The organism is Acidovorax sp. FW305-C-20-28 (assembly GCF_058783375.1).
The window spans coordinates 40,010-63,859 of record NZ_JBYSYM010000023.1 but is presented as its reverse complement, the minus strand read 5'-3'; the positions used below and the strand labels follow the sequence as shown (position 1 = coordinate 63,859).

17 protein-coding genes and 1 pseudogene are annotated in these 23,850 nt (G+C 60.2%); 13 read left to right on the top strand and 5 right to left on the bottom strand.

Annotated elements, in window-relative coordinates:
• Positions 1 to 131: 131 nt before the first annotated feature.
• From AC3WOH_RS23745 to AC3WOH_RS23730, 4 genes are all read left to right on the top strand, one after another.
• Entirely contained in the window at positions 132 to 818 is a 687-nt protein-coding gene (locus AC3WOH_RS23745) for a hypothetical protein (protein ID WP_492231789.1), read from the top strand.
• Between the two features lie 513 nt (positions 819 to 1,331).
• Positions 1,332 to 1,913, top strand: coding sequence for a hypothetical protein (locus AC3WOH_RS23740; RefSeq protein ID WP_492231787.1), 582 nt, complete (start codon positions 1,332 to 1,334; stop codon positions 1,911 to 1,913).
• Between the two features lie 720 nt (positions 1,914 to 2,633).
• On the top strand, positions 2,634 to 3,098 hold the full coding sequence (locus AC3WOH_RS23735; RefSeq protein ID WP_492231785.1) for a type II TA system antitoxin MqsA family protein: 465 nt from the start codon (positions 2,634 to 2,636) through the stop codon (positions 3,096 to 3,098).
• Between the two features lie 104 nt (positions 3,099 to 3,202).
• A complete protein-coding gene (locus AC3WOH_RS23730) occupies positions 3,203 to 3,436 on the top strand; it encodes an AbrB/MazE/SpoVT family DNA-binding domain-containing protein (RefSeq protein WP_492231841.1) in 234 nt (77 codons plus the stop codon).
• Between the two features lie 42 nt (positions 3,437 to 3,478).
• On the opposite strand, the pseudogene AC3WOH_RS23725 reads toward AC3WOH_RS23730, so the two are convergent.
• Positions 3,479 to 4,527 (bottom strand): annotated as a pseudogene (locus AC3WOH_RS23725) (Mu transposase domain-containing protein); the annotation flags it as partial.
• A gap of 431 nt (positions 4,528 to 4,958) precedes the next feature.
• Between AC3WOH_RS23725 and AC3WOH_RS23720 the strand changes: the two are divergent.
• Positions 4,959 to 6,506, top strand: a complete 1,548-nt coding sequence (locus AC3WOH_RS23720) for an AAA family ATPase (RefSeq protein WP_492231783.1) — start codon at positions 4,959 to 4,961, stop codon at positions 6,504 to 6,506.
• Between the two features lie 242 nt (positions 6,507 to 6,748).
• Positions 6,749 to 7,372 (top strand): HNH endonuclease, encoded by a 624-nt coding sequence (locus AC3WOH_RS23715; protein ID WP_492231781.1) that lies wholly within the window; start codon positions 6,749 to 6,751, stop codon positions 7,370 to 7,372.
• 9 nt (positions 7,373 to 7,381) lie between these two features.
• Here the strand turns inward: AC3WOH_RS23715 and AC3WOH_RS23710 are convergent, their stop codons facing one another.
• From AC3WOH_RS23710 to AC3WOH_RS23695, 4 genes are all read right to left on the bottom strand, one after another.
• Entirely contained in the window at positions 7,382 to 10,480 is a 3,099-nt protein-coding gene (locus tag AC3WOH_RS23710; protein ID WP_492231780.1) for an error-prone DNA polymerase, read from the bottom strand.
• 37 nt (positions 10,481 to 10,517) lie between these two features.
• Positions 10,518 to 11,834: a Y-family DNA polymerase gene (locus tag AC3WOH_RS23705; protein WP_492231779.1), complete on the bottom strand. Its 1,317-nt coding sequence runs from the start codon at positions 11,832 to 11,834 to the stop codon at positions 10,518 to 10,520.
• Positions 11,770 to 12,552, bottom strand: a complete 783-nt coding sequence (gene imuA / locus AC3WOH_RS23700; RefSeq protein WP_492231778.1) for a translesion DNA synthesis-associated protein ImuA — start codon at positions 12,550 to 12,552, stop codon at positions 11,770 to 11,772. Before imuA ends, AC3WOH_RS23705 begins: the two co-directional genes overlap by 65 nt.
• 209 nt (positions 12,553 to 12,761) lie before the next feature.
• Complete coding sequence (locus tag AC3WOH_RS23695; protein WP_492231777.1) at positions 12,762 to 13,844, bottom strand: GIY-YIG nuclease family protein; 1,083 nt, start codon at positions 13,842 to 13,844, stop codon at positions 12,762 to 12,764.
• Between the two features lie 321 nt (positions 13,845 to 14,165).
• On the opposite strand from AC3WOH_RS23695, the gene AC3WOH_RS23690 reads away from it, so the two are divergent.
• From AC3WOH_RS23690 to AC3WOH_RS23660, 7 genes are all read left to right on the top strand, one after another.
• Positions 14,166 to 15,911, top strand: a complete 1,746-nt coding sequence (locus AC3WOH_RS23690) for a type I restriction-modification system subunit M (protein ID WP_492231776.1) — start codon at positions 14,166 to 14,168, stop codon at positions 15,909 to 15,911.
• Positions 15,908 to 17,227: a restriction endonuclease subunit S gene (locus tag AC3WOH_RS23685; protein ID WP_492231775.1), complete on the top strand. Its 1,320-nt coding sequence runs from the start codon at positions 15,908 to 15,910 to the stop codon at positions 17,225 to 17,227. Before AC3WOH_RS23690 ends, AC3WOH_RS23685 begins: the two co-directional genes overlap by 4 nt.
• The gene (locus AC3WOH_RS23680; RefSeq protein WP_492231774.1) at positions 17,224 to 18,108 is read left to right on the top strand and encodes a GIY-YIG nuclease family protein; all 885 of its coding nucleotides are present in this window, start codon (positions 17,224 to 17,226) and stop codon (positions 18,106 to 18,108) included. The genes AC3WOH_RS23685 and AC3WOH_RS23680 overlap by 4 nt, the downstream gene beginning before the upstream one ends.
• Before the next feature lie 64 nt (positions 18,109 to 18,172).
• Positions 18,173 to 18,892 carry a hypothetical protein gene (locus AC3WOH_RS23675; protein ID WP_492231773.1) on the top strand — a complete coding sequence of 240 codons (720 nt, stop codon included), beginning with the start codon at positions 18,173 to 18,175 and terminating at the stop codon, positions 18,890 to 18,892.
• Positions 18,893 to 18,984: 92 nt separating this feature from the next.
• Positions 18,985 to 20,133 carry an ImmA/IrrE family metallo-endopeptidase gene (locus AC3WOH_RS23670; RefSeq protein ID WP_492231772.1) on the top strand — a complete coding sequence of 383 codons (1,149 nt, stop codon included), beginning with the start codon at positions 18,985 to 18,987 and terminating at the stop codon, positions 20,131 to 20,133.
• Positions 20,133 to 20,621, top strand: coding sequence for a DUF4411 family protein (locus AC3WOH_RS23665; RefSeq protein ID WP_492231771.1), 489 nt, complete (start codon positions 20,133 to 20,135; stop codon positions 20,619 to 20,621). Before AC3WOH_RS23670 ends, AC3WOH_RS23665 begins: the two co-directional genes overlap by 1 nt.
• Before the next feature lie 58 nt (positions 20,622 to 20,679).
• Positions 20,680 to 23,799, top strand: coding sequence for a type I restriction endonuclease subunit R (locus AC3WOH_RS23660; protein ID WP_492231770.1), 3,120 nt, complete (start codon positions 20,680 to 20,682; stop codon positions 23,797 to 23,799).
• Positions 23,800 to 23,850: the final 51 nt, after the last annotated feature.

Here is a 23,850-nt window from a genome sequence, read left to right as displayed (position 1 = left end):
ACCGCGAGGGAGTATTCACAAGGCATGCACAGTGCTGATACAAATTAATACACATTGACCGATGAGCCGAGATCTCAACTTCCAATAATGAATTTTCAGTGGCCGCGTGTGCCACGTCTTTTCATTACTTCATGAACATTGGATCCATCTCGTCGCCAAGCTCCCATTTTTCCGCCCGCATCGATCTCATCGAGATTGAGTTGCCGCACAGGCACATGAGCCGGGTCAGTAGGAGCCCTTTCCGCCAGTTTGAGTGCAAGGCAGTTTTTCCCAAAGGCGCGGGCGGGTTGAAGGTCCAGTTGGTCCAGCCAACGCTTGCAGACCTGCAGACCTTACGCGAGAAGCTGCCTCATGCGGTGCTTTCAAAACTTCACATCGCGGTCGCGCGGCAGGGAAACTTCCGTAAGCTTAATAGTGGATGGTGCGTCAGGGAGAGCCTTCACGGGACGAACCCCAAGGGATGGGTATCCTCATGCGTTCCCCTCGACAAGGCGGAACTCTTGAGGGTTGTCTATGACGAACTGGACCAAGTGACAGGCGGCTTCCTCGAGATCGGCGCCTTCTCGCTCCACAGCAAATGGATCTACTGCCTCAGTGACCTTTTTGATTTGCGGTTAGCGAGTGTCTTTGCAGACGGCTTTAAGCCTTTGTGGTCTGTTGTTGCCGATGTTGAAGATGGTGCCACTGCGTTCACGGCGGATAGGGGGCTGCAAGCGTTGAAGAGCCTTGTCGTCAGCTTTGTGTTACCTCACCGGCAAGCTGGCAGTCTGCAAAGCTCCATCGGCTGGAACGATCTTATTCCCTGCGTGGCCGGCTAACCGAGCTACGTGACGCCCTCTGCTGCGCTGCTGAGGCAGTGCAGCAGATTTTGACCCCTCACGCGGGCCCCCCCCGCATATCGCTGGTTGCTGTGTGTGACCGCCACGATGTCATCAGAACGAACACCCCCTCCACCAGTCCCCATTAGCCTCCTGCAGGTCACTGCGAGTATCGACTACTTCACCGTGAGCCTGCCCACCCGCCGGCTCACTCTGCCCCGGTTGGACGGTCAGCCGTTCCGGTCCAACAGGCTCTCAAACGGGATCAGGGGATCCTTTCTCACAGTGCACGACCCTACCGCCCACGACGTAGTAAAGCTGTCCTCGCTGCTGGGAGAGCAACTCGTAATGTCACTTGAGGTGGCGGTGGACTTTGCACCAGGGCTCGGATTGGCTGGGGAAGGTAGGCAGACTGTTCTTGAGCAGACGTACCATGCTCTTTCGTCCCGTTTTCGCCCCGAGCACCACGCGCTCTGGGACTACGGCTCCCGCGGTGCTGTACAAGGTCGGGGAATGCCCGTTCAACCCCTGGAGCGCCGGCGCGCGCGCTTGGGAGAAGAAATCATATATGGGCGTCGCCATGACTTCATGCAGGCCAAGCTGTACCACAAGACGCTCGACCAAGATGTTATTCTGAGTTTGCCCGAGCAGAAGATTCGAACGGAGGTCACCTTGCGCAGGTGGGGATGCTACTGTTTTGGCATCAATCATCTGAGCGATTTGTTGGGCTATCCCTTTCGCCGCAAGTTTGCAGGGCACTTTAGGATCATTGGTCACCCGGAGGTTCGCCTTCTTCGCGGCCTGGACAGTACGGAGTACGCGCGCAGGCTGCGGCGCATGGAATGGGCCTGGAACATGGCAGGGGTCGCGAAGTTCGCTGTGGGGTCTAGGCCTCGAATGGAGCCGATTGATGCCTTCCTGAAGCTTGTACGGGCCCGAGAACGCATCCAGCTGCCCAGCGATCACTACAAGTTGGTGTGCGACCGAGCCGTGCACGCCAAGATCGGGTCAGCATTGATGAACCTGCAGCGCAGGTTCCAGCCGAAAGATGTGGAAAAAAATTTGTGCAGTGAACCAGGAGCGGTTGCAACGTAAGTCATTGCTGACTGAGGCTTTTTTGTCCGCCGACCTTGCCGCCTTATAACGTGTGACTTCATCCTCCCCTCCGCGCCGGGATGTGGAGGGGTGAGAGGGGCGTCGTTCGCTAGTTGTGCGAAGGGCGTTGCCTGGTGCTCAGCTCCCCTTCTGGGTAGCCCAGCCCGCATTCCAATGCTTATACAAAGCAGATGCACATGGAGTCTTATATAAGTAAACTCTGACTTATTATTTTCTTGTGAGGATGGAAAAGAATAAGTAAATCATTAATTACGCAAGACTTGTCTATCAGTTGCTACGTTGATGCGGATCTGATCAAATATCGATCAAGTGCCGTCGTTGGAATGATCAAGGGGATCTACTGTGTTATTCTGAGTTACCAAGCAGGAGACAGCTGTGGGCGTAGTTTCTGTGGGAAATGCAGGCTTTCTCTATAAGCAACAAGTATGCTGCTAGCCGATGCTGATCGAATAAAAAGCCACTTGCCTCAAACTAATGGTTTTGGCGATTTCTGGAGCCCGGGAGTTGACGAGGTCCATGTAGTGGTTTGATGCTGCATTGGACCTTCTACCCCTTATTGAACGGTGCTTGACCATGTGGCCCTTGCTGCCGTTTTTTTCCTGGTGCCAGGAAAGAGTCCTTATAGGGCCAGCAGTTAATCCTGTTGGGCTCTTGGCCGCTGAATCCATCTGAAAAAAAGACGTTCAAAAGGTAAGTCCAATGAAATGTGGTTCATGTGGAGGCGATCGCGCAGTCGATGAGGTGCGTGACTATCGATATGTCTATGGCGACCGCGAGGTGGTCATCCCCGCACTGATGGCTCGGTACTGCCCGGATTGCGGCGAAAGTGCCATGAAGGCGGATGAGGCTAGGCAGTACAGTAATGCGATTCTCCAACTCCGGAAGGAGGTCAACTCCGCTGTCGTCGATCCAGCCTTCATCACATCAGCGCGCGAGAAGCTAGGTCTGAGCCGAGAGCAAGCGGCTGAGCTGTTCGGTCAGCCACGCCGCGCTTTCTATGGCTACGAAAGTGCTGCGCGGCCTGTGCCAGTTCCGTTGGTTCAGCTGCTTTCGGTCCTGGGAAACCACCCGGAGCTGGCGGCTGAACTCCCAACCGTGTCCTACCCTGAGGCTTCGTCCCAGGACCGAGAGTCATGCTGCACCCGTCGAGGCCGTCTGCCTTGATGAAGTCGTGCGACGCACATTGCGGCTATTCGCATGGCCATCGACCAGAAGCTTCAGTCAACTCCCAGCGAGGGCGATCTATGGATAAGACTAGTTTGAGTAACGTGGACGGTGTGGTCATGCTGGCTATCCCCGGCTCGATGCTGGTGCAGTTGGGCTGGGAAGTCGGCGACATGGTTGGTATCTATGTGGACCAAGGGCGCTTGATCGTGGAACCGAACCCCAAGCCCCGGTACACCCTGGAAGAGCTGCTGGCTGCATCTGATCCGTCGCGCCCACTGTCTGCGGAAGTGCGCGAATGGCTTGATTCTCCACCAGTGGGACGCGAGCTATTGTGAAGGGGTCATAGTGCCCAATTCGGGCCATGATGCGTGGCGGATCTACCTTAGTCGGTCGTAGCGCAGCACGTCGGCCTGGGGTCCCACAGACAGCTTGGGCGCCTGGGGTGCGCTGACGGGTGCCGGCGTGGGCTTGTTGTCGATGAGCGGGTGCAGGATGTTCAGGATGTGGGTCTTGCTGGGGGGCCACGGCTTCCTGGGCCAGCCCCACCGCAGAGAGCACCGCCTGCTCGTCGTAGTGCAGCACCAGTGCCAAGACCTCCACCATCTCTCGGTCGTCGCCCGGCTGCTTGAGCAACGCTGCCTGCAGGCGCTTGAAGGCCACCGGCGGCTCCAGGAAGCGGGCACCGTTGCGCAGGGCCCCAGGCTCGCGCTGCAGCACTGCCAGGTAGTGATGCCAGTCGTAGACAGTCTGCCCCGAGCCATGATGGTTGCGCTCGATCAGGCGCTGGTGCTCGCAGACGACGCCCCCTAGGCGGCGGCCACCAGGCGGTCGGCGTAGACCCGCAGGCTCACGGGCCGGTTGGCGAACGATGCTGGCACGCTGTAGCGGTTGCGCTCGAAGTGGATCAGGCAGGTGGGCGAGACCCGCTTGGTGTGCTCCACGAACCCGTCGAAGGGCCGGGACACAGGCATCAAGGAAGCCCGTTCCTGGGCCCAACAGTGCCTGGAGCGCACCGTGCTCGATCTCGTGCCACAGGGCCTTACAGCGCTCCTGCAACCACGCATTGAGGCCCGCCAGGTCGGGGAAGGTGGGCACCGATTGCCAGAGCCGGTGGCGGGCGTCGCGCACGTTCTTCTCGACCTGGCCCTTCTCCCAGCCGGAGGTCGGGTTGCAGAACTCAGCCTCGAACAGGACGTGGCTGACCATGGCGGCGAAGCGCACGTTGACGTCGCGCTCCTTGCCCCTGCGCTTGTGGTCCATAGCGGTGCGCATATTTGTCTAGATGCCCCGCCTGGGCTGCCCGCAGAACACTACGAAGGCATGGTTATGCACATTGGATGAGCGTCTCGCGAATGTGCAGGGAATTGGCGCGCCGGTAGAACGCCCGACTGTGGCGGTGTTTGAACTGGGCCTCCCGCAGCTTGGATACCCCCACGCTGACAAATACTTGAACGTGCACCTCGGCTTTGAGCAGGGCATGCGAAGGGGTTGCACTTGCTGGGGCTGGCCCACTTGGAGCAGCGCGGCTTGCCGGTGTCTGCACGCCGGATGCATGGGGATGGGGTGCGTGAAGGTTCGTTCACTGGGTCAGCTTGATTAGATACCTGTCCTCGCATGGCCTAGCGCGTGATGACACTCGTGATGCCGCGCCTGTCAATCTTGAACACACCATAAAGCATGGAGATTGCTACGTACGTGAGCTAGATTCAAACGAAGTCCCTGTGGGTAGGCACTGAAAGATTACTTAATGAAAAATAGCGAAAAGTCTAATGTAATGCTATGCTGCCTCTTGTTGACGTTGCTTTCAATCTGCAATAGCAATGTCTGATGCATCCTTAAACTATTCAAGGAATGTCCGTGCGTATTTCGTTTAAAGTTCTCGGGCTTAAAGAAGGCTATACCCCAACGAGAGGGTTGGTTCAGCTGTCTCCAGGTGATTGGGACGACTACTCCTTTAAAACATCTTTTTCATTAATTTATTTTAATAAAGAAGGTGAGAGAGTTGATCTTGGCACGGTCAAAATCGGAAAAAGAGGCCAGCTAAAAGGCTGGACCAAAGATTTATTGCCGCCAAAATTTGACGCGCTTTCTGCTGAATGGTTTTCGCTGGGGCAGGATGTCGAGTATTACAAAGCTGCCGTCAATGGTTTGGATTCATTTGAGCGGGATGCCATCTTGGGAGGGCTTAGAGATGTTGTGGCGCTTGACGCCCTACTGGACGATCTCGACGGAGAGAAGGTTTTTGACGACTCTTTGACTAGATCTGTAAGTCAGTCTGTTATTCATGGTCAATTCAAACGCGTGCTTGCAGGACTTGTTGAATTAACCGATTTCCATTTTGTGTACAAGCAAGCTGGTGATGGTAATAATGCTGCAGTGGAGTTGGACTTTAAGGTCATTCCTGGAAGCAAGCCGTTCACAAATATTCATGTTTTGATTGGTCGCAATGGTGTTGGCAAAACCACGTTGCTCAACAATATGGTGGATGCTTTTTCTGGAGTCAAAAGAAGGGTCCAGCCCGCCTTTGGTTTTCATGAATATAGTGTCTTTGAGGATGTTGGTCCTCTTTCGAAGAATTATTTTAGTGGTTTGGTTTCGGTTTCCTTTAGTGCCTTTGATCCATTCTTGCCCCCTCCTGATCGTTCTGACAAAAAATCTGGGCCGTCGTATTTTTACATTGGAATGAAAAATTCAAGATATGGGGGTGGTGATGCCAAGACTTTGCCGCCTAAAAGTGATGCGGAGTTGGTTAATGATTTTATAAATAGCTTTCGAGTGTGCTTAAGTCAGCAAGCAAAGAGGGAGCGGTGGAGGGCGGCAGTAAAGCGTTTGGAGTCAGATGCAAATTTTGCAGAGATGAACCTGACGGATCTCCTCGATCTTGATGAAAAATTGGCACTAAAAAATGCAGGGGCATTGGCAGGCTCGATGAGCTCAGGTCATGCCATTGTGTTGTTAACTATGACAAAGTTGGTGGAGAAAGTTGAAGAGAAAACACTTGTTCTATTGGATGAGCCTGAAAGCCATTTACATCCACCTCTTTTGTCTGCATTCACACGCGCGCTCTCAGATTTGCTTCATCATAGAAATGGAGTGGCAATTGTCGCGACGCATTCTCCTGTGGTTCTTCAGGAGGTGCCTAAGTCGTGTGTATGGAAGCTGACTCGAATGAGGGCTGAAGGGCGTTCAGATCGGCCGGAGAGAGAAACATTTGGGGAGAATGTAGGGATTCTTACAAGGGAGGTTTTTGGACTTGAGGTCTCAAAATCGGGTTTCCATGAGATGTTACGGGAAGCGGTTGACGCGGGCGGCTCGTATAATGGAATTATGAGTCAGTATAAAAATCAGCTAGGCGGTGAGGCCAAAGCGATTCTTTTGGCGCTCATTGCATCCAAGGATAATTGATTTTAATGTTTATGAAGCGTCTTTCAAAGCCAAACATTAATCTATCCGATGTTTATTCGAGCTGCATTGGTGGATTGGTCGATCAAAATTCGATCTTGAGGCTGACATCTGCCACTGACAGTATAAACAGACTGTCAATTGCGTATGACATACATGCTCGGATTCATGAGTTGTACAAGCTTCCACATAGTAGGTGGGGGAATGAAGATGATTTGGTTTTTGATCAGGTCACCAAGCGTGACATGACCAATCTTTACTCTTTATCCTTTGCCAAGGCGGGAAAGCCAGCGCGAAATTACTATGATGAAATAATGCTATCTGCCCCGCTGGGTAAGTGCCCATATTGTGGGTTTGGTCATGTTTCTACCTTGGATCACTTTCTCTCCAAGGCACGTTACCCAGCATTTTCCGTGCTTCCAATAAATTTAATTCCTTCATGCTCGGATTGCAACCATGGAAAGGCGTCCAGTCTCGTAACTCAAGAGAATCAAATATCGCATCCGTACTACGAATTGGAGCATATAGAAAATGATTCTTGGCTCTTTGCATCCGTTTCCATGACTAGTCCCGTAACTGTGGAATTTTATGCTGAATTTCCTGAGAGCTGGCCGCCTGACTTGGTGTCTCGAGTGGAAAATTATTTCAGGGATTTCAAGCTCGCATCCAGGTTTGCGGTCGAATCGGCAAGTGAATTGGTCTCGCTGTCGGATTATCTGAATATTCTTGCTGAAAAGAATATGGTTGGCATTTATCTTCGAGGTGTGGCAGATGCCGAACGAGCGCGTGAAAGAAATACATGGAAAGCAGCCCTCTACGACGCGCTAGCGATTTCCCCTTGGTATGCAGAAGGAGGGTGGAGAATTTAGCTTTCAGGGTCATTTGAAATCCCGGCTCTCCAACCGCCCCAGTCGCCCCAGCCAGGGCGTGAGATCCACCAGCCGGTGCGCAATCAAGTTGGCCACCGGCCCCCGCCGCTCCCACACCCCCTTGACCGCGAGCAGTCGCGACTCCAGCAACACCTGCCGCTGCTCATCCCGCACCGCCGACCACACGATCACTTGCACAGCGCCGAACTCATCCTCCAGCGACACGAAGATCGTCCCCTTGGCCGTGGACGGCTGCTGCCGCAAGGTCACTATCCCCGCCGTGCGGATCACCCGGCCATCCGGGATGTGCCGCAGGTCGCGCGAAGACAGCAGCTTCTTGGCTGCCATGCGCGGCCTCAGCAGCGCCAGCGGATGCCGGCGCAGCGTGAGCCCGGTGGACGCGTAGTCCCACACGATCTCCTCGCCCTCGGGGGCGGCCTGCAGCTCCAGGTAGTCCTCGTTGACCGGTGCCTCCTGCAGCAGCTCGGGCGTTCGGTGCAGCCCCGCTGCGTCCCACACCTGTTGGCGCCGGTGGCCAGACAACCCCAGCAGCGCGTCCGCCGCAGCCAGCAGCTTCATCTCGTGTTGCTCCAACCCGGCTCGTATGGCGAGGTCTTCAGCGCTGTCGAAGGGGTGCTTCTCGCGGGCCTGCACGATGCGTGCGGCCGATGTCGCATGCAGTCCAGCGACCATGTGCAGGCCCATTCGCACGGCCGGGATCGCAGGCAGATCCTCCAGCGTCGATTCCACTGCGCTGTGCATGACATCGACGCCACGCACTTCCACGCGGTGCCGGCGCGCATCCTGGACGAGCTGGCTCGGGGTGTAGAAGCCCATGGGCTGCGAGTTGAGCAAGGCAACCAAGAAGGCGGCCGGCTCGTGCCGCTTGAGCCAGCAGGAGGCGTAGACCAACAAGGCAAAGCTGGCGGCATGGCTTTCCGGAAACCCATACCCGCTGAACCCCTTGATCTGCTGGTAGGTGGCCTGTGCGAAGGCGGGGGTGTACCCGCGCTCCGTCATGCCATCGATGATCTTCTTCTCGTACTTCTCCAACCCACCACGCTTCTTCCAAGCCGCCATGGCCCTTCGCAGGTCATCGGCTTCGCCCGCGGTGAAGCCCGCAGCAACCATGGCCACCTGCATGACCTGTTCCTGGAACAGCGTCACACCCAGAGTGCGGCTGAGCACCTGCTTGAGAGCTTCGCTGGGATAGGTCACCGGTTCCAGCCCCTGTCGGCGGTTCAGGTAGGGATGCACCATGCCGCCTTGGATGGGCCCCGGGCGCACGATCGAGACGGAGATGACCAGATCGTAGAAGCACCGGGGCCGTAGCCGCGGCAGCATGGACATCTGTGCCCGGCTTTCGATCTGGAACACTCCCCCGGTGTCGGCGCGAGAGATCATCCGGTAGGTTTCTCGGTCCTCGGCCGGAATGTCCTGCAGCCCGAAGTCGTAGCCCTTGCGTGTGCCCACCAGATCCAGCGCCTTGCGGATGGCAGTCAGCATGCCCAGGGCGAGCACATCGACCTTGAGCAGGCCCACTGCATCGAGATCGTCCTTGTCCCACTCGATCACGGTGCGGTCTTCCATGCTGGCGTTCTGAATGGGGACCAGCCTGCTCAGAAGCCCTTTGGTGAGCACAAAGCCACCCGTGTGCTGCGACAAATGCCGGGGAAAACCAATCAGCTGCATGGTCAGCAGGATCAGCTGCCGCACGGCAAGGTCGTTCTCTGCCAGCCCCAGTTCCGCGAAGCGCTCCAGCCGCACCCCATCGCCATCCCACCACTGGTGGCCCTTGGCCAGCGCATCGACGGTCTCCAGGCTGAAACCCAGGGCCTTGCCCACATCGCGGATCGCGGACTTCGGCCCATAGGTCACCACCGTGGCCGCCAGGGCTGCCCGGTCGCGCCCATATTTGCGATACAGGTACTGGATTACTTCCTCGCGCCTTTGATGTTCGAAGTCGATGTCGATGTCCGGCGGCTCGTTGCGCTCCCGGCTGATGAAGCGCTCGAACAGCATGGACATGCGCGCCGGGTCCACTTCGGTCACGCCCAAGCAGTAGCACACCACGCTGTTGGCGGCCGAGCCGCGGCCCTGGCAGAGGATGTGCTCCGACCGCGCGAAGCTCACGATGTCGAACACGGTCAGGAAATAGTGCTCGTAGCGCAGGCCGCAGATCAGCTCCAGCTCGTGCTCGATCTGGGACTGCACCTTGGCGGGGATGCCATTGGGCCAGCGGCGGCCCGCACCCTCGTACGTCGCCTGGCGCAGGAAGCTGGCTGGCGTGTGCCCGTCGGGCACCACCTCATCGGGGTATTGGTACTTGATCTCGTCCAGGCTGAAGGTGCAACGTTCGGCGATGCGCACGGTCTCGGCCATCAGTTCCTCGGGGTAGGTCTGTGCCAGCCGCACCCGGCTGCGCAGGTGCCGCTCCGCGCTGCGCTGCAGCTCGTAGCCGCACTCGGTCAGCGGCTTGCCCACCCGGGTCGCGGTCAGCACGTCCTGCAGGGGTTTGCGGCTGCGCAGGTGCATGAGCACATCGCCCAGGGCCACCAGGGGCAGCTCGGTCAGGGCCGAGAGTTCGCGCACACGGTGCAGCCACAGCTCGTCGTCGATGCGGCGGTTCAGGTCCACCCCCAGCCAGGCCCGACCCAAAAAATGCGTCAAGGTCCACTGGCCCAGTTCCTCCAACTGCGCATCGCTGGCTTCCCGGCAGGGCGAGACCACCAGCAGGCAGTCGGCCAGCGTGTCGCCCTCGATGTCCGTCTGATGGAGCAGGTAGGTGCCTTTCTCGGACGAGCGTCGCAGGCGTGTGATGAACTGGCACAGGTTGCCGTAGCCGTTCATGTTCTGGGCCAGCGCCACCAGGGTGAAAGGCAGGTCCGCCTGCACCTTGAACTGCGACCCGATTAACAGCTGGATGCCTTGCTTCTTGGCCTCCATGTGCGCGCGCACCACGCCGGCCAGCGTGCATTCATCGGTGATCGCGATAGCGCTGTAGCCCAGCTCCTTTGCGCGCTCGACCAACTCCTCGGGCCAGCTGGCGCCGATGAGAAACGAGTAGTTGGAGACGCAGAGCAGCTCTGCATACAGGGGAAGCGCCATACAGCCTGCTCACGGGTGCGGATAGGGAGTAGGCCGCTCAGGCGTAGCGCCCGTGCAGGAACCAGCCGGTCTCGTCGTTCGCCAGGCGTTGCTGGTAGATCCACAGCCGCCCCGCATGCTGGCTCTGGGCCACCCAGTAGTCGCGCTGCACATTGGTCTGCTGCGCATCCGCCCCTTCGCCCACGCGGTGCCACCAACCACCCTCGACGCGGTCGGGGCCGAGCAGCATCACCAAGGGGCCCTGGTAGATCGGACGGTGGTCGCGCTCGGCCAGGCGCAGTGGTTCCTCGAAGATCCAGTCCGGCACTGGGAGCTGGCACGGGCCAGGAGAAGCACGCGGTCGTGGCTCCTCTGCGCCAGGCCAGCGCTGCATCCATTCGGGCCGGTGGTCCTCGGCGAGCAATGGCCGCACCACCTCGGCTTTGCCGATGCGCGCTTGCACGCGCTCCAGCACCAGCCAGGTCGCCTCGCCCTGGCGGATGGTGTCGGGCAGCAGCGACTTGCTCTCCTGTTGGATCGGGAAGGTGCGGGCAGCGACGAGTTCGATGTCTCCCGCGGGCGCCTGCAGCTCCACCTTGGCCAGGTGTTCGTTCAGTAGCCGACTCAGGTGGTCTACCGACTGGGTGGGCTCAGCCGTGCCCACGGTCAGCTCGCCGCCCGTGCCGGCTGTCTTGGCGCGCATGACGTCGTGCCACCAGCGCAGCGTGAATGACGTGACGCCCATGTGCCGGGCCGCCAGCCAGCTGGACATCTGCAGCAGCAACCGGCGGGCGCCGAACATCAACGCGGGGGCATGCTCCACCCTGAACTGAAATTCCAGCCGAGCGCTGAAGGTCTCCGGCAACTGCACCCATTCGTAGGCTTCGGGCCGCAGGCCATACGCCTGGTCCAGCCGGGTCAGCAGCTCCTTGTCGAAACGCCGGCTCAGGCCGCCGCGCGGCAGCTTGCGCACATCGCCCAGGGTCCTGCAGCCCAGGCGCTGCAGCGTGCCCAGGTGGGAGGCCACGGCGGTGATGGTCTCCAGCGGGAGCTTGTCCAGGATTGAGGGCAGCGGGCCTGCAAAGCCGTCGGGCACGCCCGCTCGCACCAGCGCCAGCGCAGCCGTGCCCGTAGGTGCCCATGCGATGCACTCCACACCCAACGCCGTGCCTTCCACCTCAACCCGCTGGCGCAGTTGCTCCAGGCCGCCGAACAGGCGCGCGCTAGCTCCCACCTCGACCAGCACAGCCTCCTCCAGCACTGCCACCCGCGGCGAGAACTGCAACGCCCATACGGCGAGGGACGGCAGGTCAATGGGGATGCAGGATGCGCTGTGGGTGCTGGATGGTCGCAGTGCGGCCCAGATCCCGAGCATCGGGGGCCTCCTCGCGCGAAAAAGAAAACGATGTGGAGCGCAGCAGGCGAGGTGGCAGCACCTTGCGCAGCTGCGGGGGAATGGACTCCAGCTCCAGGGCGTCAGTGCACGGCGTGCCGCGGCGCTTGAGGATCTGCACGTGGATGTTCCAGCCAGAGCCCAGGGATGCCAGCAGGCGCAGCGGCGCCGGCGATGCCTCGCGCTGCGCGCCTGTCGGCCGGAACAGGAACACCGGTGACTGGCAGGACTGCGCGTGCACCTGCAGGCGGCGGATCTGGTCCGCACGCGCCTGAGGCAGCCAGGCCATCACCGCGCCCCGCGGGTTGGACTTGACCAACTGCTCGGTGATCCAAAGCCGGTCTGCAGGCGCCTTGGCGCGGATCCACACCAGGCGGTCCGGGTGCACGCCGCGCTGGGCCAGGCCGCCGGCGTGCGGGGGCAGCGGGGGCGAAACCAGCAGGATCTGGCCGTCGCCCTCCATCAATGACGGGATGCAGCCTCCCAGCAGGCTCCACTCGCACAAGGGCGCCTGGGGCGAAAGCACCTCGGTCAGGGACCGCGTTGGCCAGCCGCCCCCGGGCAGGGAGGCGTCCAGGCTGTCAAAGCCCGTGGGGATCGTGGGATGGTTCTGGTGGGCCAGGTCGTCACCGGTCCAGACGGCCTCCCGCACGCTGATGGGCAGGTGCTGGGTGTCGAAGGAGCGGGCGGCGGCTGGCATGTCCAAATACTGTGATTAAACCCAGTATACGGACAGGCCTACTGACAGAAAAGAGGTCGCCGACGGCAGTTGAAGGCCATTGCGCGCGGTTCGCACTGAAAACGATAGCGGGGGAATCAGGGCCGGTGCGGGAGGATCAATGGAACGACTGGGGCGGAAAAAATTTGCGAAGAATGCTTCTGGACTGGCGTGGCAAAAGTGCGTAAGTCTCAGCGGCTCGTGCGCGTCGCCTTGGATCGACCGGTCAGACGGCCACTGGCTTTCATGTAGGCAGCGTTGATCTGACTCGCTTCGCTCTTGGTCATCCAGCGACAGTTGGACGGCACATACCCCTTGGACTTGTCTACCCGTGCGAACGCCAGGCTCGGGTCATCCACCCAGCCGACATCGCGCAGGAAATCTTCAAACTTCAGCCAACAGGGATGCACCTCCAGGCCAGGCTTGTAGTGTTTGGAGTTAGGGTTCACTGAGCCATGGACGATTGCGCTCCACGCCTTGTATGGCTTGCTCTTCACAAGACTCTCGCCCGCCCTGGCAGGCTTTCGGACATCAATGCGCCCAGTCTGGTGCCTTTTGGCTGCAGCACTGTATGAAATGCCGAACCTCCCAGAGATGTAGGCAATTTTCGATCTGATACTCGGAAAGGCAATGCCGTCAAACACCTGTGGCTTGGCATTTGATCCACCGCTTACACCACCAGGGTCAATGTTGAAGCCATGGGGAGCCATGGTTCCCAGTTCTCTGATCCATTTGCGCTCCTTGGCCTCCAGATCCATCTTGGCCGTGCCGTGATCGATGACCGAGATCTCGAAGGCCGAGGCTCCATATTTACGAATGGCCGCATGCAAAGAGCATTCGCTTCTGATCCATCCCGCCCGAGACTGCTCTTGGTGATAGAGCCAACGTCGTTCCATCGTCTGCACGGTAAGACCGACGTATTGACGACCGCTGTCTTTGTGCGTTACGACATAGATGACTCCGTGCTGGTAGCCGGGATTGGGGATGCGATTGAACGCTTCCTCTGGACGCATTCCATTTTTAATCCACCGCTTGATCGTTAGTTCGTGGGCCAGGGGCTGAAGTGCTCTACAGGCAGCCCTGAGGTTCGGGTAGGAGATGCCAAATACAGTCATCGCCGTGACTGTCGCTTTGTTCGAGCGGACGTACTCTTTCAAGAAAATTTTTTCCTCGGGCATTCCCGCTTCCCTGCGTTTCAGCGCCCTCCAGTAATTCACTCCCAGCTGGTTGCATCGCTGCTTGAAGCTGATGTGGCCAATGTTTGATTTGCGCATCCGTTGCTCCCAAAAGAGTCAGACGGTGCCATGCCTGAAAACATCCAGTGTAAAAAATAATTGGGCACTTACTGTGGGCCCGAAAACACTGGTTGGCCATGTCCAGCCCCCAAGAACAGCAGCCTGTTGGTGCAATCAACGCTGGCAGCAATTCGTCTCAGCAGGCCCCGCAAGACTGGAACCAGGACACCACTTGGATGCGCTTTTTCCAGCCACATGACCGTCTTGGTTGCGATGCAAGCAAGGTCACGCGCAACTCGTCTTGATGTACTGGCTCGCTGGCATACTTCCGGCGATAACAAATCGCGACACACCGCCTGCATGAACCAACAAGCCCTCTCTGCCTTCATCTGGTCCGTGGCCGACCTGCTGCGCGGCGACTACAAGCAGTCCGACTACGGCAAAGTCATACTCCCCTTCACCGTGCTGCGCCGCCTGGACTGCGTACTCGAAGCTACCAAGCCGGCCGTGCTGGCCGAACTCGCTGCGAAAGAAAAGCAGGGGATCAATCCAGACCAGTTTGTGCAAAAGATCACGGGCCTTGGCTTCTACAACGCCTCCCCGCTCGACCTGACCATGCTGCTGGGCGACGCCGACCACATTGCCCAGAACCTCTACAGCTATGTGCAGGCGTTCTCGCCCGCAGTGCGCGATGTATTCGAGCGCTTTGAATTCCACACCCAGGTGGAACGCCTGGCCAAGGCCGGGCTGCTGTACCGGGTCACCGAAAAGTTCACCAACATCGACCTGCACCCTGAGGCCGTCAGCAACATGCAGATGGGCTTGGTGTTCGAGGAACTGATCCGCAAGTTTGCAGAAATCAGCAACGAGACCGCCGGGGAGCACTTCACCCCGCGCGAGGTCATCCGCCTCATGGTCAATCTCATCTTCATTGAAGACGACGACATCCTGAGCAAGCCAGGCGTGGTACGCACCATCTACGATCCAACGGCCGGCACCGGGGGCATGCTCAGCGTGGCGGGCGAGTACCTGGCCGAACACAACCCCAAGGCCCGCCTTACCGTGTTTGGGCAGGAGCTCAACCCAGAGTCCTACGCCATCTGCAAGGCCGACATGCTGATCAAGGGCCAGGACGTGGCCAACATCGCCTTTGGCAACACCCTGAGCGACGACGGGCATGGCCCCAGGCACTTCGACTACATGCTCTCCAACCCGCCCTTTGGCGTGGAGTGGAAAAAGGTCGAGAAGGAAGTGCGCAAGGAGCACGAACAACAGGGCTACAACGGCCGCTTCGGCCCCGGACTGCCCCGCGTGTCCGACGGCTCCATGCTGTTCTTGCTGCACCTGCTCAGCAAGATGCGCCCGGTGGCCGAGGGTGGCAGCCGCTTCGGCATCGTGCTCAACGGCTCACCCCTGTTCACGGGCGGCGCGGGCAGCGGCGAAAGCGAGATCCGCCGCTACGTGCTGGAAAACGATTTGCTCGAAGCCATTGTCGGCCTGCCCACCGACATGTTCTACAACACCGGCATCAGCACCTATGTCTGGATCATCAGCAACCGCAAGCCCGCCGCGCGCAAGGGCAAGGTGCAGCTCATCGACGCCAGCGGCATGTGGCAGAAGATGCGCAAGAGCCTGGGCAGCAAGCGCAAGGAACTTAGCGACGCCCACATCGAACGCATCACCCACCTGTTCGGCAGCTTTGTGGAGGCGCAGAACGACGACGGCGCGCCCATCAGCCGCATCTTCGACAACGAGGCTTTCGGCTACCACAGCATCACCGTGGAACGCCCACTGCGCGACGAAGCCGGCAACCCGGTGCTGGGCGCCAAGGGCAAGCAAAAGGGCAAGCCCCAGCCCGACAGCGCGCTGCGCGACATCGAGAACGTGCCCTATATCGAAGACGTGGGCGAGTATTTTGAGCGCGAGGTGCTTCCCCACGCGCCCGATGCCTGGATCGACCCCGACAAGACCAAGGTGGGCTATGAGATTCCGTTCAACCGGCACTTCTATGTGTTCAAGCCGCCGCGCCCGCTGGCGGAGATTGATGCCGAGTTGAAGCAGACCACCGACCGCATTCTGGACATGATCAAGGGGCTGTCGGCATGAGCTTTGCGCGGTATCCGGAGTACAAGGACAGTGAGGCAGGGTGGATGGGAAAGATTCCAGCGCATTGGAAAATCATGCCCTTGTACTCTATTGCAGTAGAGCGCAACGAATCCAATGCAGGAATGCTTGAGGATAATCTTTTGTCGCTGAGCTACGGGCGCATAGTCAACAAGGACATTAGTTCCAACGATGGGTTGTTGCCAGAATCGTTTGAAACTTACCAAATAGTACGAAGCGACGACATTGTTTTTCGCCTCACTGATCTCCAGAACGATAAACGTAGCTTACGGTCCGCCTTGGTAACCCAAGATGGGATCATTACATCGGCATACGTCGCGATTCGACCACTTCTTGCCAACGCACGCTACCTTAGTCATCTTTACAGGTTTTATGACACCACAAAGGTGTTCTATTCGATGGGGGGAGGGCTCCGGCAATCGATGAAGTTCTCGGACATGAGGCGATTGCCAACGCTCATCCCGCCATCCGAAGAACAAACTGCCATCGCCACCTTCCTCGACCGCGAAACCGCCAAGATCGACACGCTGGTGGCAGAACAGGAAAAGCTGATCGCCCTGCTGCAGGAAAAGCGCCAGGCGGTCATCTCCCACGCCGTGACCAAGGGGCTGGACCCGAGTGTGCCGATGAAGGACTCTCGGGCGGAGTGGCTGGGGGAGGTGCCGGCGCATTGGGAGGTTCGTCCTCTCAAACACTTGGCCGAGTTTCGCAGCGGGGGCACGCCCAACAAAGGGTCACTCGACTATTGGGATGGCGAAGTGCCATGGGCGTCTGCCAAGGACCTGAAAGTGGAAGATCTCCATGACACCGTAGACCACATCACTGACTGGGCGCTTGAGGCTGGAGCTGCTTCGCTGATGCCGGCTGGCTCGGTCTTGGTGGTAGTGCGGGGAATGATTCTGGCGCGCACATTTCCGGTTGTGACCGCGCGCGTGCCCATGGCAATCAATCAGGACCTCAAAGCCTTGTTACCCCGACAGGGTGTAAGGGCTGACTACCTTGCGGCCCTGCTTCGAGGATCGCAAGTTGAAACCTTGAACCGGCTTGACGAGGCCGGCCACGGCACAAAAGCTCTCCGGATGGATGCATGGGGCGCGATGCTGCTCCCCGTTCCTCCACTTGAAGAGCAAAAGGAAATCGCGGCGCACCTGCGGCAAGTCTGCGATGACTTGGACGCCTCTAGAGGCGAACTCGACCGTGCCATCACCCTCCTGCAGGAGCGCCGCACTGCTCTGATCTCCGCCGCTGTCACCGGCCAAATCGACGTGCGCGGTCTTTTCCCCATGGAAGCAGCATGACCACGACAGCCTCCACACCCAAAACCATCCAGATCTTCCTGCCCGGTGGTGACCCCACCGGCATCCGCGTGGCCGAGATCACCACGCGCATCGTCCAGGTCATCGATGTGCCGCGCAAGCTGCTGCCCGAGTTTTTTGCCATGGCCGAGAGCACGCAGGTGGGGGTGTACTACCTGGTGGCTGTGCCTGAGGATGGCGGCGAGCCCCAGGTCTATATCGGCCAGACGGGCGACCTGCGCGGGCGCCTGAAGCAACACGACGCGGACAGCAAGAAGGAGTTCTGGGAGCGTGCGCTGGTGCTAATCTCGCGTACCCAAACGCTGACCCAGACCCATGCGCTGTTTCTGGAGTGGCTGAGCATCCAGGCCACGCGCCAGGCCGGGCGCTACCAGGACGCCAATGCCAACAGCGGCAGCCGACCCTACACGCCCGCGCCCATGGAGGCAGACTGCTACGAGATCTTCGAGACTGGCAAGGCCTTGCTGGCTACCTTGGGGCACCCGCTGTTCAACGCCATGGCACCGGCTGCTGTGGAAGCCACCCAGCCGGCGGAGGTCTTCCATTGCACCGCTGGTGGCACCAACGCCCGGGGGGTCTACACCACCGAGGGCTTTGTGGTGCTGGCAGGCTCCGTGGGGCGTCGGGAGAACGTGCAGTCCATTGTGGACACCAGCGATGCCAACTTCCGCGAAAAGCTCATCAGCGATGGCGTGATGAAAGTCGATGGGGCCACGGTGGTGTTCACCAAGGACCACCAGTTCCGCTCGCCGAGCACGGCGGCTGTGGCAGTGCTGGGACGCACGGCCAATGGTTGGCTGGAATGGAGGGACAAGGACGGCAAGACGCTGGATGCGGTGAAGCGCCAGGCGATTGGGGCTTGATCAACAATTCGCAGATTGGGTACAGAACAAGAGCCCGGCAAAACGGGTGATGCGAGGGGGATACATGATGGAAGAGTCGGTGGATGTGCAGGAGGTTGACGCTCAAGCGGAGATGTTTGCTGCGGCCAGGTCGGTTCTTCAAGCTGGGCGCTGGCTCATGCTCAACGGCTGGGGGAATATGCTCATGCTCCCGTACATCGCGCCCAGCGGGCATTGGCGTTGTGCGTTCCATCCGCTCGGCAAGCCGAGCCGCGAGTTCTTTCGGTACTCCAGCAGCTCCGTGTTTCGCTTCCTGGAGAACCACTGCGGTGGCAGCGTCCGGCGCAATATGAAGGCAGAACAGTTGGCTCGGGCTATCGTCAAATCAGTACCCGATGAGGTGCGCGAGCAATGCCAGGGGCGGTGTTCACCAGAATTGCAGCGGTGGCTTGATGGGCTCAGTGCCCAGCTTGAACGGGGGGCGTTGCCCGCCGCTTTCGATGCAGAGACCGAGGACTACTCGCAATGGCATCTATGGGCGACAGGAGGACAGCTTGGTGAGACACTGCTCCCACCTCCTGGCTATGTGGTGCCTGGTACGGAGCCGCAATGGCACGAGCAGCCGTTCTGGCGGGGAGCGGTGGAGCAGGCCCGGTTGCTGCAGGACGAAGATGAGTTTCTGCTCAGCTTCCGCCATGCCAAGGACTTCGATCAAGTCGCCCATGAGCTGGCCATCGTCATGCGTGAGGGTGACGCGGCCGTTGCGTCCATGGCGCTGCGGGCGGCGATCGCAAAGCTCGCGTGACAAGGGCATGTTGCATGGCAGGTGTTGAGACTGTACGCACCGAGGGTTGACAACGGCGCGCACAAACGATCCCTGCGATAAGCTCTACCACCATGACCCGCGTCCCCGTCCAACCCGCACTGTTCACATGGGCCCGCCAGCGCGCCCGGCTGGATACGGTTGCGTTGGCGGCGCGGTTCCCCCATCTGGCGCAGTGGGAGGCTGGTGAGGTTCAGCCTACCTTGCGGCAACTGGAGCAGTTTGCCCAGGCAACCCATGCCCCTATGGGCTATTTCTTTCTGCCTGCACCACCGCAAGAGGCCGTTCCCATCCCCGATTTTCGGACGATGGGCCAGGGTGTGCCGCGGCTGAGTGCGGACTTGCTTGATGTCATCTACACCTGCCTGAATCGACAGGCCTGGTACCGGGATGAGGCGCTGGTGAACGGCGAAACGCCGCTGCCCTTCATCGGCAGTACAACGCTGGCCACGCCACCCAAAGATGTGGCAGACGCCATTCGCCAGAAGCTCGGCTTCAGTGTAGAGGCGCGGCGGGAGTGCCCGAGCTGGGCGGATGCGCTGCGCATGTTCATCGCGCAGGCGGAGCAGGCGGGCATGATGGTGATGGTCAGCGGGGTGGTGTTGAACAACAACAATCGCCTGCTGGACCCGCAGGAGTTCCGGGGCTTTGCACTGGCCGACGCCATTGCCCCGCTGGTGTTCATCAATGGCGCTGACAGCAAGGCGGCACAGATGTTCACACTCGCGCATGAACTGGCGCACCTCTGGCTGGGGCAGACGGCGCTGTCCGATGCGGCGATGGCCCAGGCATCGGACCACGCAACGGAGGCCTGGTGCAATCAGGTGGCAGCAGAGCTGCTGGTACCGCAGACGGACTTTCGCGCAGCGCTGCGGCGCGACGAAGCGCTGGACGTGGCCCTGCAGCGCCTGGCTCGGCATTTCAAGGTGAGCACGCTGGTGCTGCTGCGGCGCATGCTGGACGTGGGCTGGCTCGACAGGGATGCGTTTTGGAAGGCCTATCGCGCGGAGGAAGCCCGGTTGCAGGCACTGGCCGCGCGCGCCACGGGTGGGGGGGACTTCTACCGCACCACGGTCGCCCGTGTCAGCAAGCGGTTTGCGCAGACGCTGGTGGCCAGCACCCTGGAGGGGCGCACCTTGTACCGTGATGCCTTCCGCATGCTGGGCATTGCCAAGCCTGGCACGTTCAATGAGTTGGGCAGAACGTTGGGGTTCCCTACCTGATGGCCTACCTGCTTGACGCCAATGTGTTTATCCAGGCCAAGAACCTGCAGTACGGGTTCGACTTCTGCCCGGCATTCTGGGATTGGCTTGGCGTGGCTCACGGCGCAGGCAAGCTGCGCAGCATCCGGCAGGTGGGCGACGAGTTGACGTCAGGGGCCGACGAGTTGGCGGCCTGGGCCGATGCGCAAGGCGATGGATTCTTTGTGCCAACCGATGCGGGCGTGCTCGCGGCAGCCCCGGCAGTGAGCGCCTGGGTTCTGCAGCAAGGCTTCGAGCCGGCGGCCATCAATACCTTTCTACAGGTCGCCGATTTCTGGCTTATCGCGGCTGCACTGGCGGGCCATCACACCGTGGTGACCCATGAGGTCGCGTCGCCCACGCTCAAGCGCATCAAGATTCCCAATGTGTGCGTCGGGTTGGGGGTCGAGTTTGTGAACCCCTACCAGATGTTGCGCAAGGAGAGGGCACGATTTGTCTTGCAGGTGTGACTGACAGGCCATCCAATACAAACAAAAGAATTGATCGCATTGAGGGAGGAAGTAAGCGGTGAGTCTGCACAACGAAGTCCAATTCGAGCTCGACATCTGCAACCACCTGGCCGCCCATGGCTGGCTGTATGGCCCCGTGGGCAGCGAAGGTGACGCCAGCGGCTACGACACCCCGCGCGCTCTGTACCCCGCCGACCTGCTGGCCTGGGTGCAGGCCACCCAGCCAGAGGCTTGGGAGGCCCTTGCCAAGAACCACGGCGCCGCTGCCCCGGCCATGCTGCTGGACCGCCTGCGCAAGGCGCTGGACGAGCGCGGCACGCTGGAGGTGCTGCGCGTGGGCATTGACCTGCTGGGGCTCAAGGCGCCGCTCAAGCTGGCGCAGTTCAAGCCCGCTCTGGCCATGAACCCGGACCTGCAGGCCCGCTACGCGGCCAACCGCCTGCGCGTGGTGCGCCAGTGCCGCACCAACCATGACGATGTGATCGACCTGGTGCTGTTCCTCAACGGCATTCCGGTGGCGACGGCGGAGCTCAAGACCGATTTCACGCAGGACATCAACGCAGCGGTGGACCAGTACCGCTTTGACCGCATTCCCAAACCCAAGGGCCGGCCGTTTGCCGAGCCGCTGCTGGATTTTCCGCGTGGCGCGCTGGTGCATTTTGCGGTGAGCAACCGCACGGTGATGATGGCGACCCGGCTGCAGGGGCCGAGCACGTATTTCCTGCCCTTCAACCTGGGCGACCACGGCGGTGCGGGCAACCCGCCCAACCCGGCAGGCCACCGCACGGCCTACCTGTGGGAACAAGTGTGGCAGCGCGACAGCTGGCTGGAGATTCTGGGGCGCTACCTTGTCACGCAGCGCGACAGCAAGAAGAAGGTGACGGGCTTCATCTTCCCGCGCTACCACCAGCTTGATGCCACGCGCAGGCTGCAGGCCGCTGTCCTCAAGGAGGGAGCTGGCCAGAAGTACCTGATACAGCACAGCGCGGGCTCGGGCAAGACCAATTCGATTGCGTGGACGGCGCACTTCCTGGCCGACCTGCACGATGCGCAGAACAACAAGTTGTTCCATACTGTGCTGGTGGTGAGCGACCGCAATGTGCTGGATGCCCAGTTGCAGGAAGCGATCTTTGACTTTGAACGCACCAAGGGCGTGGTGGCCACAATCAAGGGCGAAGGCGGCAGCAAGAGCGGCGAGCTGGCCGAGGCCCTGGGGGGCAGCAAGAAGATCGTGGTCTGCACCATCCAGACCTTTCCATTCGCGCTCAAGGCAGTTCAAGAACTGGCAGCCACGCAGGGCAAACGCTTTGCCGTGATTGCCGACGAGGCGCACAGCAGCCAGACGGGCGAGGCAGCCTCCAAGCTCAAGCAGTTGCTGAGCGCCGAGGAATTGAAGGACCTGGCCGATGGCGGCGAAGTAGGCACCGAAGACCTGCTGGCCGCACAGATGGCGGCGCGCGCCAACGATGTCGGCATCACCTACGTGGCCTTCACCGCCACGCCCAAGGGCAAGACGCTGGAGCTGTTTGGCAGGCGCCCGCAGCCCGAGCAGCCCGCCGGGCCGGGCAACTACCCGGAGCCCTTCCACGTCTATTCCATGCGCCAGGCCATAGAGGAGGGGTTCATCCTCGACGTGCTCAAGAACTACACGCCGTACAAGCTGGCTTTCAAGCTGGCGAACAACGGCAAGGAGTGGGACGAGAAGGCCGTGGAGCGCAGCGAGGCCATGAAGGGCCTGATGCGCTGGGTGCGCCTGCACCCCTACAACATCAGCCAGAAGGTGGCTGTGGTGGTGGAACACTTTCGCGAGAACGTGCAGCCGCTGCTGCAGGGGCATGCCAAGGCCATGGTGGTGGTGGGCAGCCGCCAGGAGGCGGTGCGCTGGCAACTGGCCGTGCAGAAGTACATCGGGGAGAACGGCTACACGCTGGGCTCACTGGTGGCCTTCTCTGGCGAGGTGAAGGACCCAGAGGAAGTGGACGAATCGCTCACGGAGAACAGCGCACGGCTCAATCCCCTGCTCAAGGGGCGCGACATGCGCGAGGCCTTTGCGACCGACGAGTACCAGATCCTGCTGGTGGCCAACAAATTCCAGACCGGGTTTGACCAGCCGCTCTTGTGCGGCATGTACGTGGACAAGCGGCTGGGCGGCATACAGGCGGTGCAGACGCTGAGCCGGCTGAACCGGGCTTACAACGGCTCGTTTGGGTTGAAGGACACCACGTACATCCTCGATTTTGTGAACGAGCCGGACGATGTGCTGGCGGCGTTCAAGACCTACTACGAAACCGCCGAACTGGCCGGCGTGACCGACCCGAACCTGGTGTACGACCTGCGTGCCAAGCTCGATGGTGCAGGTCACTACGACGAGTTCGAGGTAGAGCGCGTGGTGCTGGCCGAGATGAACCTCAAGGCCACGCAAGCCATGTTGGCTGCCGCCATCGAGCCCGTGGCGGACCGGCTGCTCAAGCGCTACAAGGCGGCGCAGCTCGCGCTGGCATCCGCATCGCAGGGGCCGGTAACCCAGGCTGCCAAGGACGAGCTGGAGGCGCTGCTGCTCTTCAAGCGCGATGTGGGCACCTTCGTTCGGGTGTACGCATTCTTGGGGCAGGTGTTCGACTACGGCAACACCGCCATCGAGAAGCGCGCCCTGTTCTTCAAGCGCCTGTTGCCGCTGCTGGACTTTGGGCGCGAGCGCGAGGGGGTGGATCTGTCCAAGGTGGTGCTGACCCACCACCGCCTGAAAGACCAGGGGCTGCGCCACCTGCCGCTGCACGAGGCTGGTGCCGAGTACAAGCTGCAGCCCCTGACAGATACCGGCGGCGGCGCAGTGCAAGAAAAGCAGAAGGTGCTGTTGTCAGAGATCCTAGCGAAGGTGAATGACCTGTTTGACGGCGAGTTGAGCGACGACGACCGGCTGGTCTACGTAAACCACGTCAAGGGCAAGCTGCTGGAGTCCGAAATTCTGGTGCAACAGGCCAGCAGCAACAGCAAGGGGCAGTTCGACAACTCCCCTGACCTGGACAGCGCGCTGACTGACGCCATCATCGATGCGTTCGATGCGTACACGTCGATGAGCAAGCAGGCCTTGGACAGTGATCGCGTGCGCGCGGGGCTCAAGTCCATCCTGCTGGGGCCGGGGCAGCTTTACGAGGCATTGAGGGAGCGCGGAGGCTAAGCGTAGCTATCCAACTGGTCTCCGCGCATTCGAGCTCCTGCCGGCGGCTGC

Bases quoted from the DNA above. Each gene is read 5' to 3' on its own strand.
- AC3WOH_RS23675 (WP_492231773.1), top strand. From the start codon at position 18,173: ATGATGGAAGAGTCGGTGGATGTGCAGGAGGTTGACGCTCAAGCGGAG.
- AC3WOH_RS23665 (WP_492231771.1), top strand. From the start codon at position 20,133: ATGGCCTACCTGCTTGACGCCAATGTGTTTATCCAGGCCAAGAACCTG.
- AC3WOH_RS23745 (WP_492231789.1), top strand. From the start codon at position 132: ATGAACATTGGATCCATCTCGTCGCCAAGCTCCCATTTTTCCGCCCGC.
- AC3WOH_RS23715 (WP_492231781.1), top strand. From the start codon at position 6,749: ATGACCAATCTTTACTCTTTATCCTTTGCCAAGGCGGGAAAGCCAGCG.
- AC3WOH_RS23670 (WP_492231772.1), top strand. From the start codon at position 18,985: ATGACCCGCGTCCCCGTCCAACCCGCACTGTTCACATGGGCCCGCCAG.
- imuA (WP_492231778.1), bottom strand. From the start codon at position 12,552: ATGCCAGCCGCCGCCCGCTCCTTCGACACCCAGCACCTGCCCATCAGC.
- AC3WOH_RS23735 (WP_492231785.1), top strand. From the start codon at position 2,634: ATGAAATGTGGTTCATGTGGAGGCGATCGCGCAGTCGATGAGGTGCGT.
- AC3WOH_RS23685 (WP_492231775.1), top strand. From the start codon at position 15,908: ATGAGCTTTGCGCGGTATCCGGAGTACAAGGACAGTGAGGCAGGGTGG.
- AC3WOH_RS23690 (WP_492231776.1), top strand. From the start codon at position 14,166: ATGAACCAACAAGCCCTCTCTGCCTTCATCTGGTCCGTGGCCGACCTG.
- AC3WOH_RS23680 (WP_492231774.1), top strand. From the start codon at position 17,224: ATGACCACGACAGCCTCCACACCCAAAACCATCCAGATCTTCCTGCCC.
- AC3WOH_RS23695 (WP_492231777.1), bottom strand. From the start codon at position 13,844: ATGCGCAAATCAAACATTGGCCACATCAGCTTCAAGCAGCGATGCAAC.
- AC3WOH_RS23740 (WP_492231787.1), top strand. From the start codon at position 1,332: ATGCCCGTTCAACCCCTGGAGCGCCGGCGCGCGCGCTTGGGAGAAGAA.
- AC3WOH_RS23710 (WP_492231780.1), bottom strand. From the start codon at position 10,480: ATGGCGCTTCCCCTGTATGCAGAGCTGCTCTGCGTCTCCAACTACTCG.
- AC3WOH_RS23705 (WP_492231779.1), bottom strand. From the start codon at position 11,834: ATGCTCGGGATCTGGGCCGCACTGCGACCATCCAGCACCCACAGCGCA.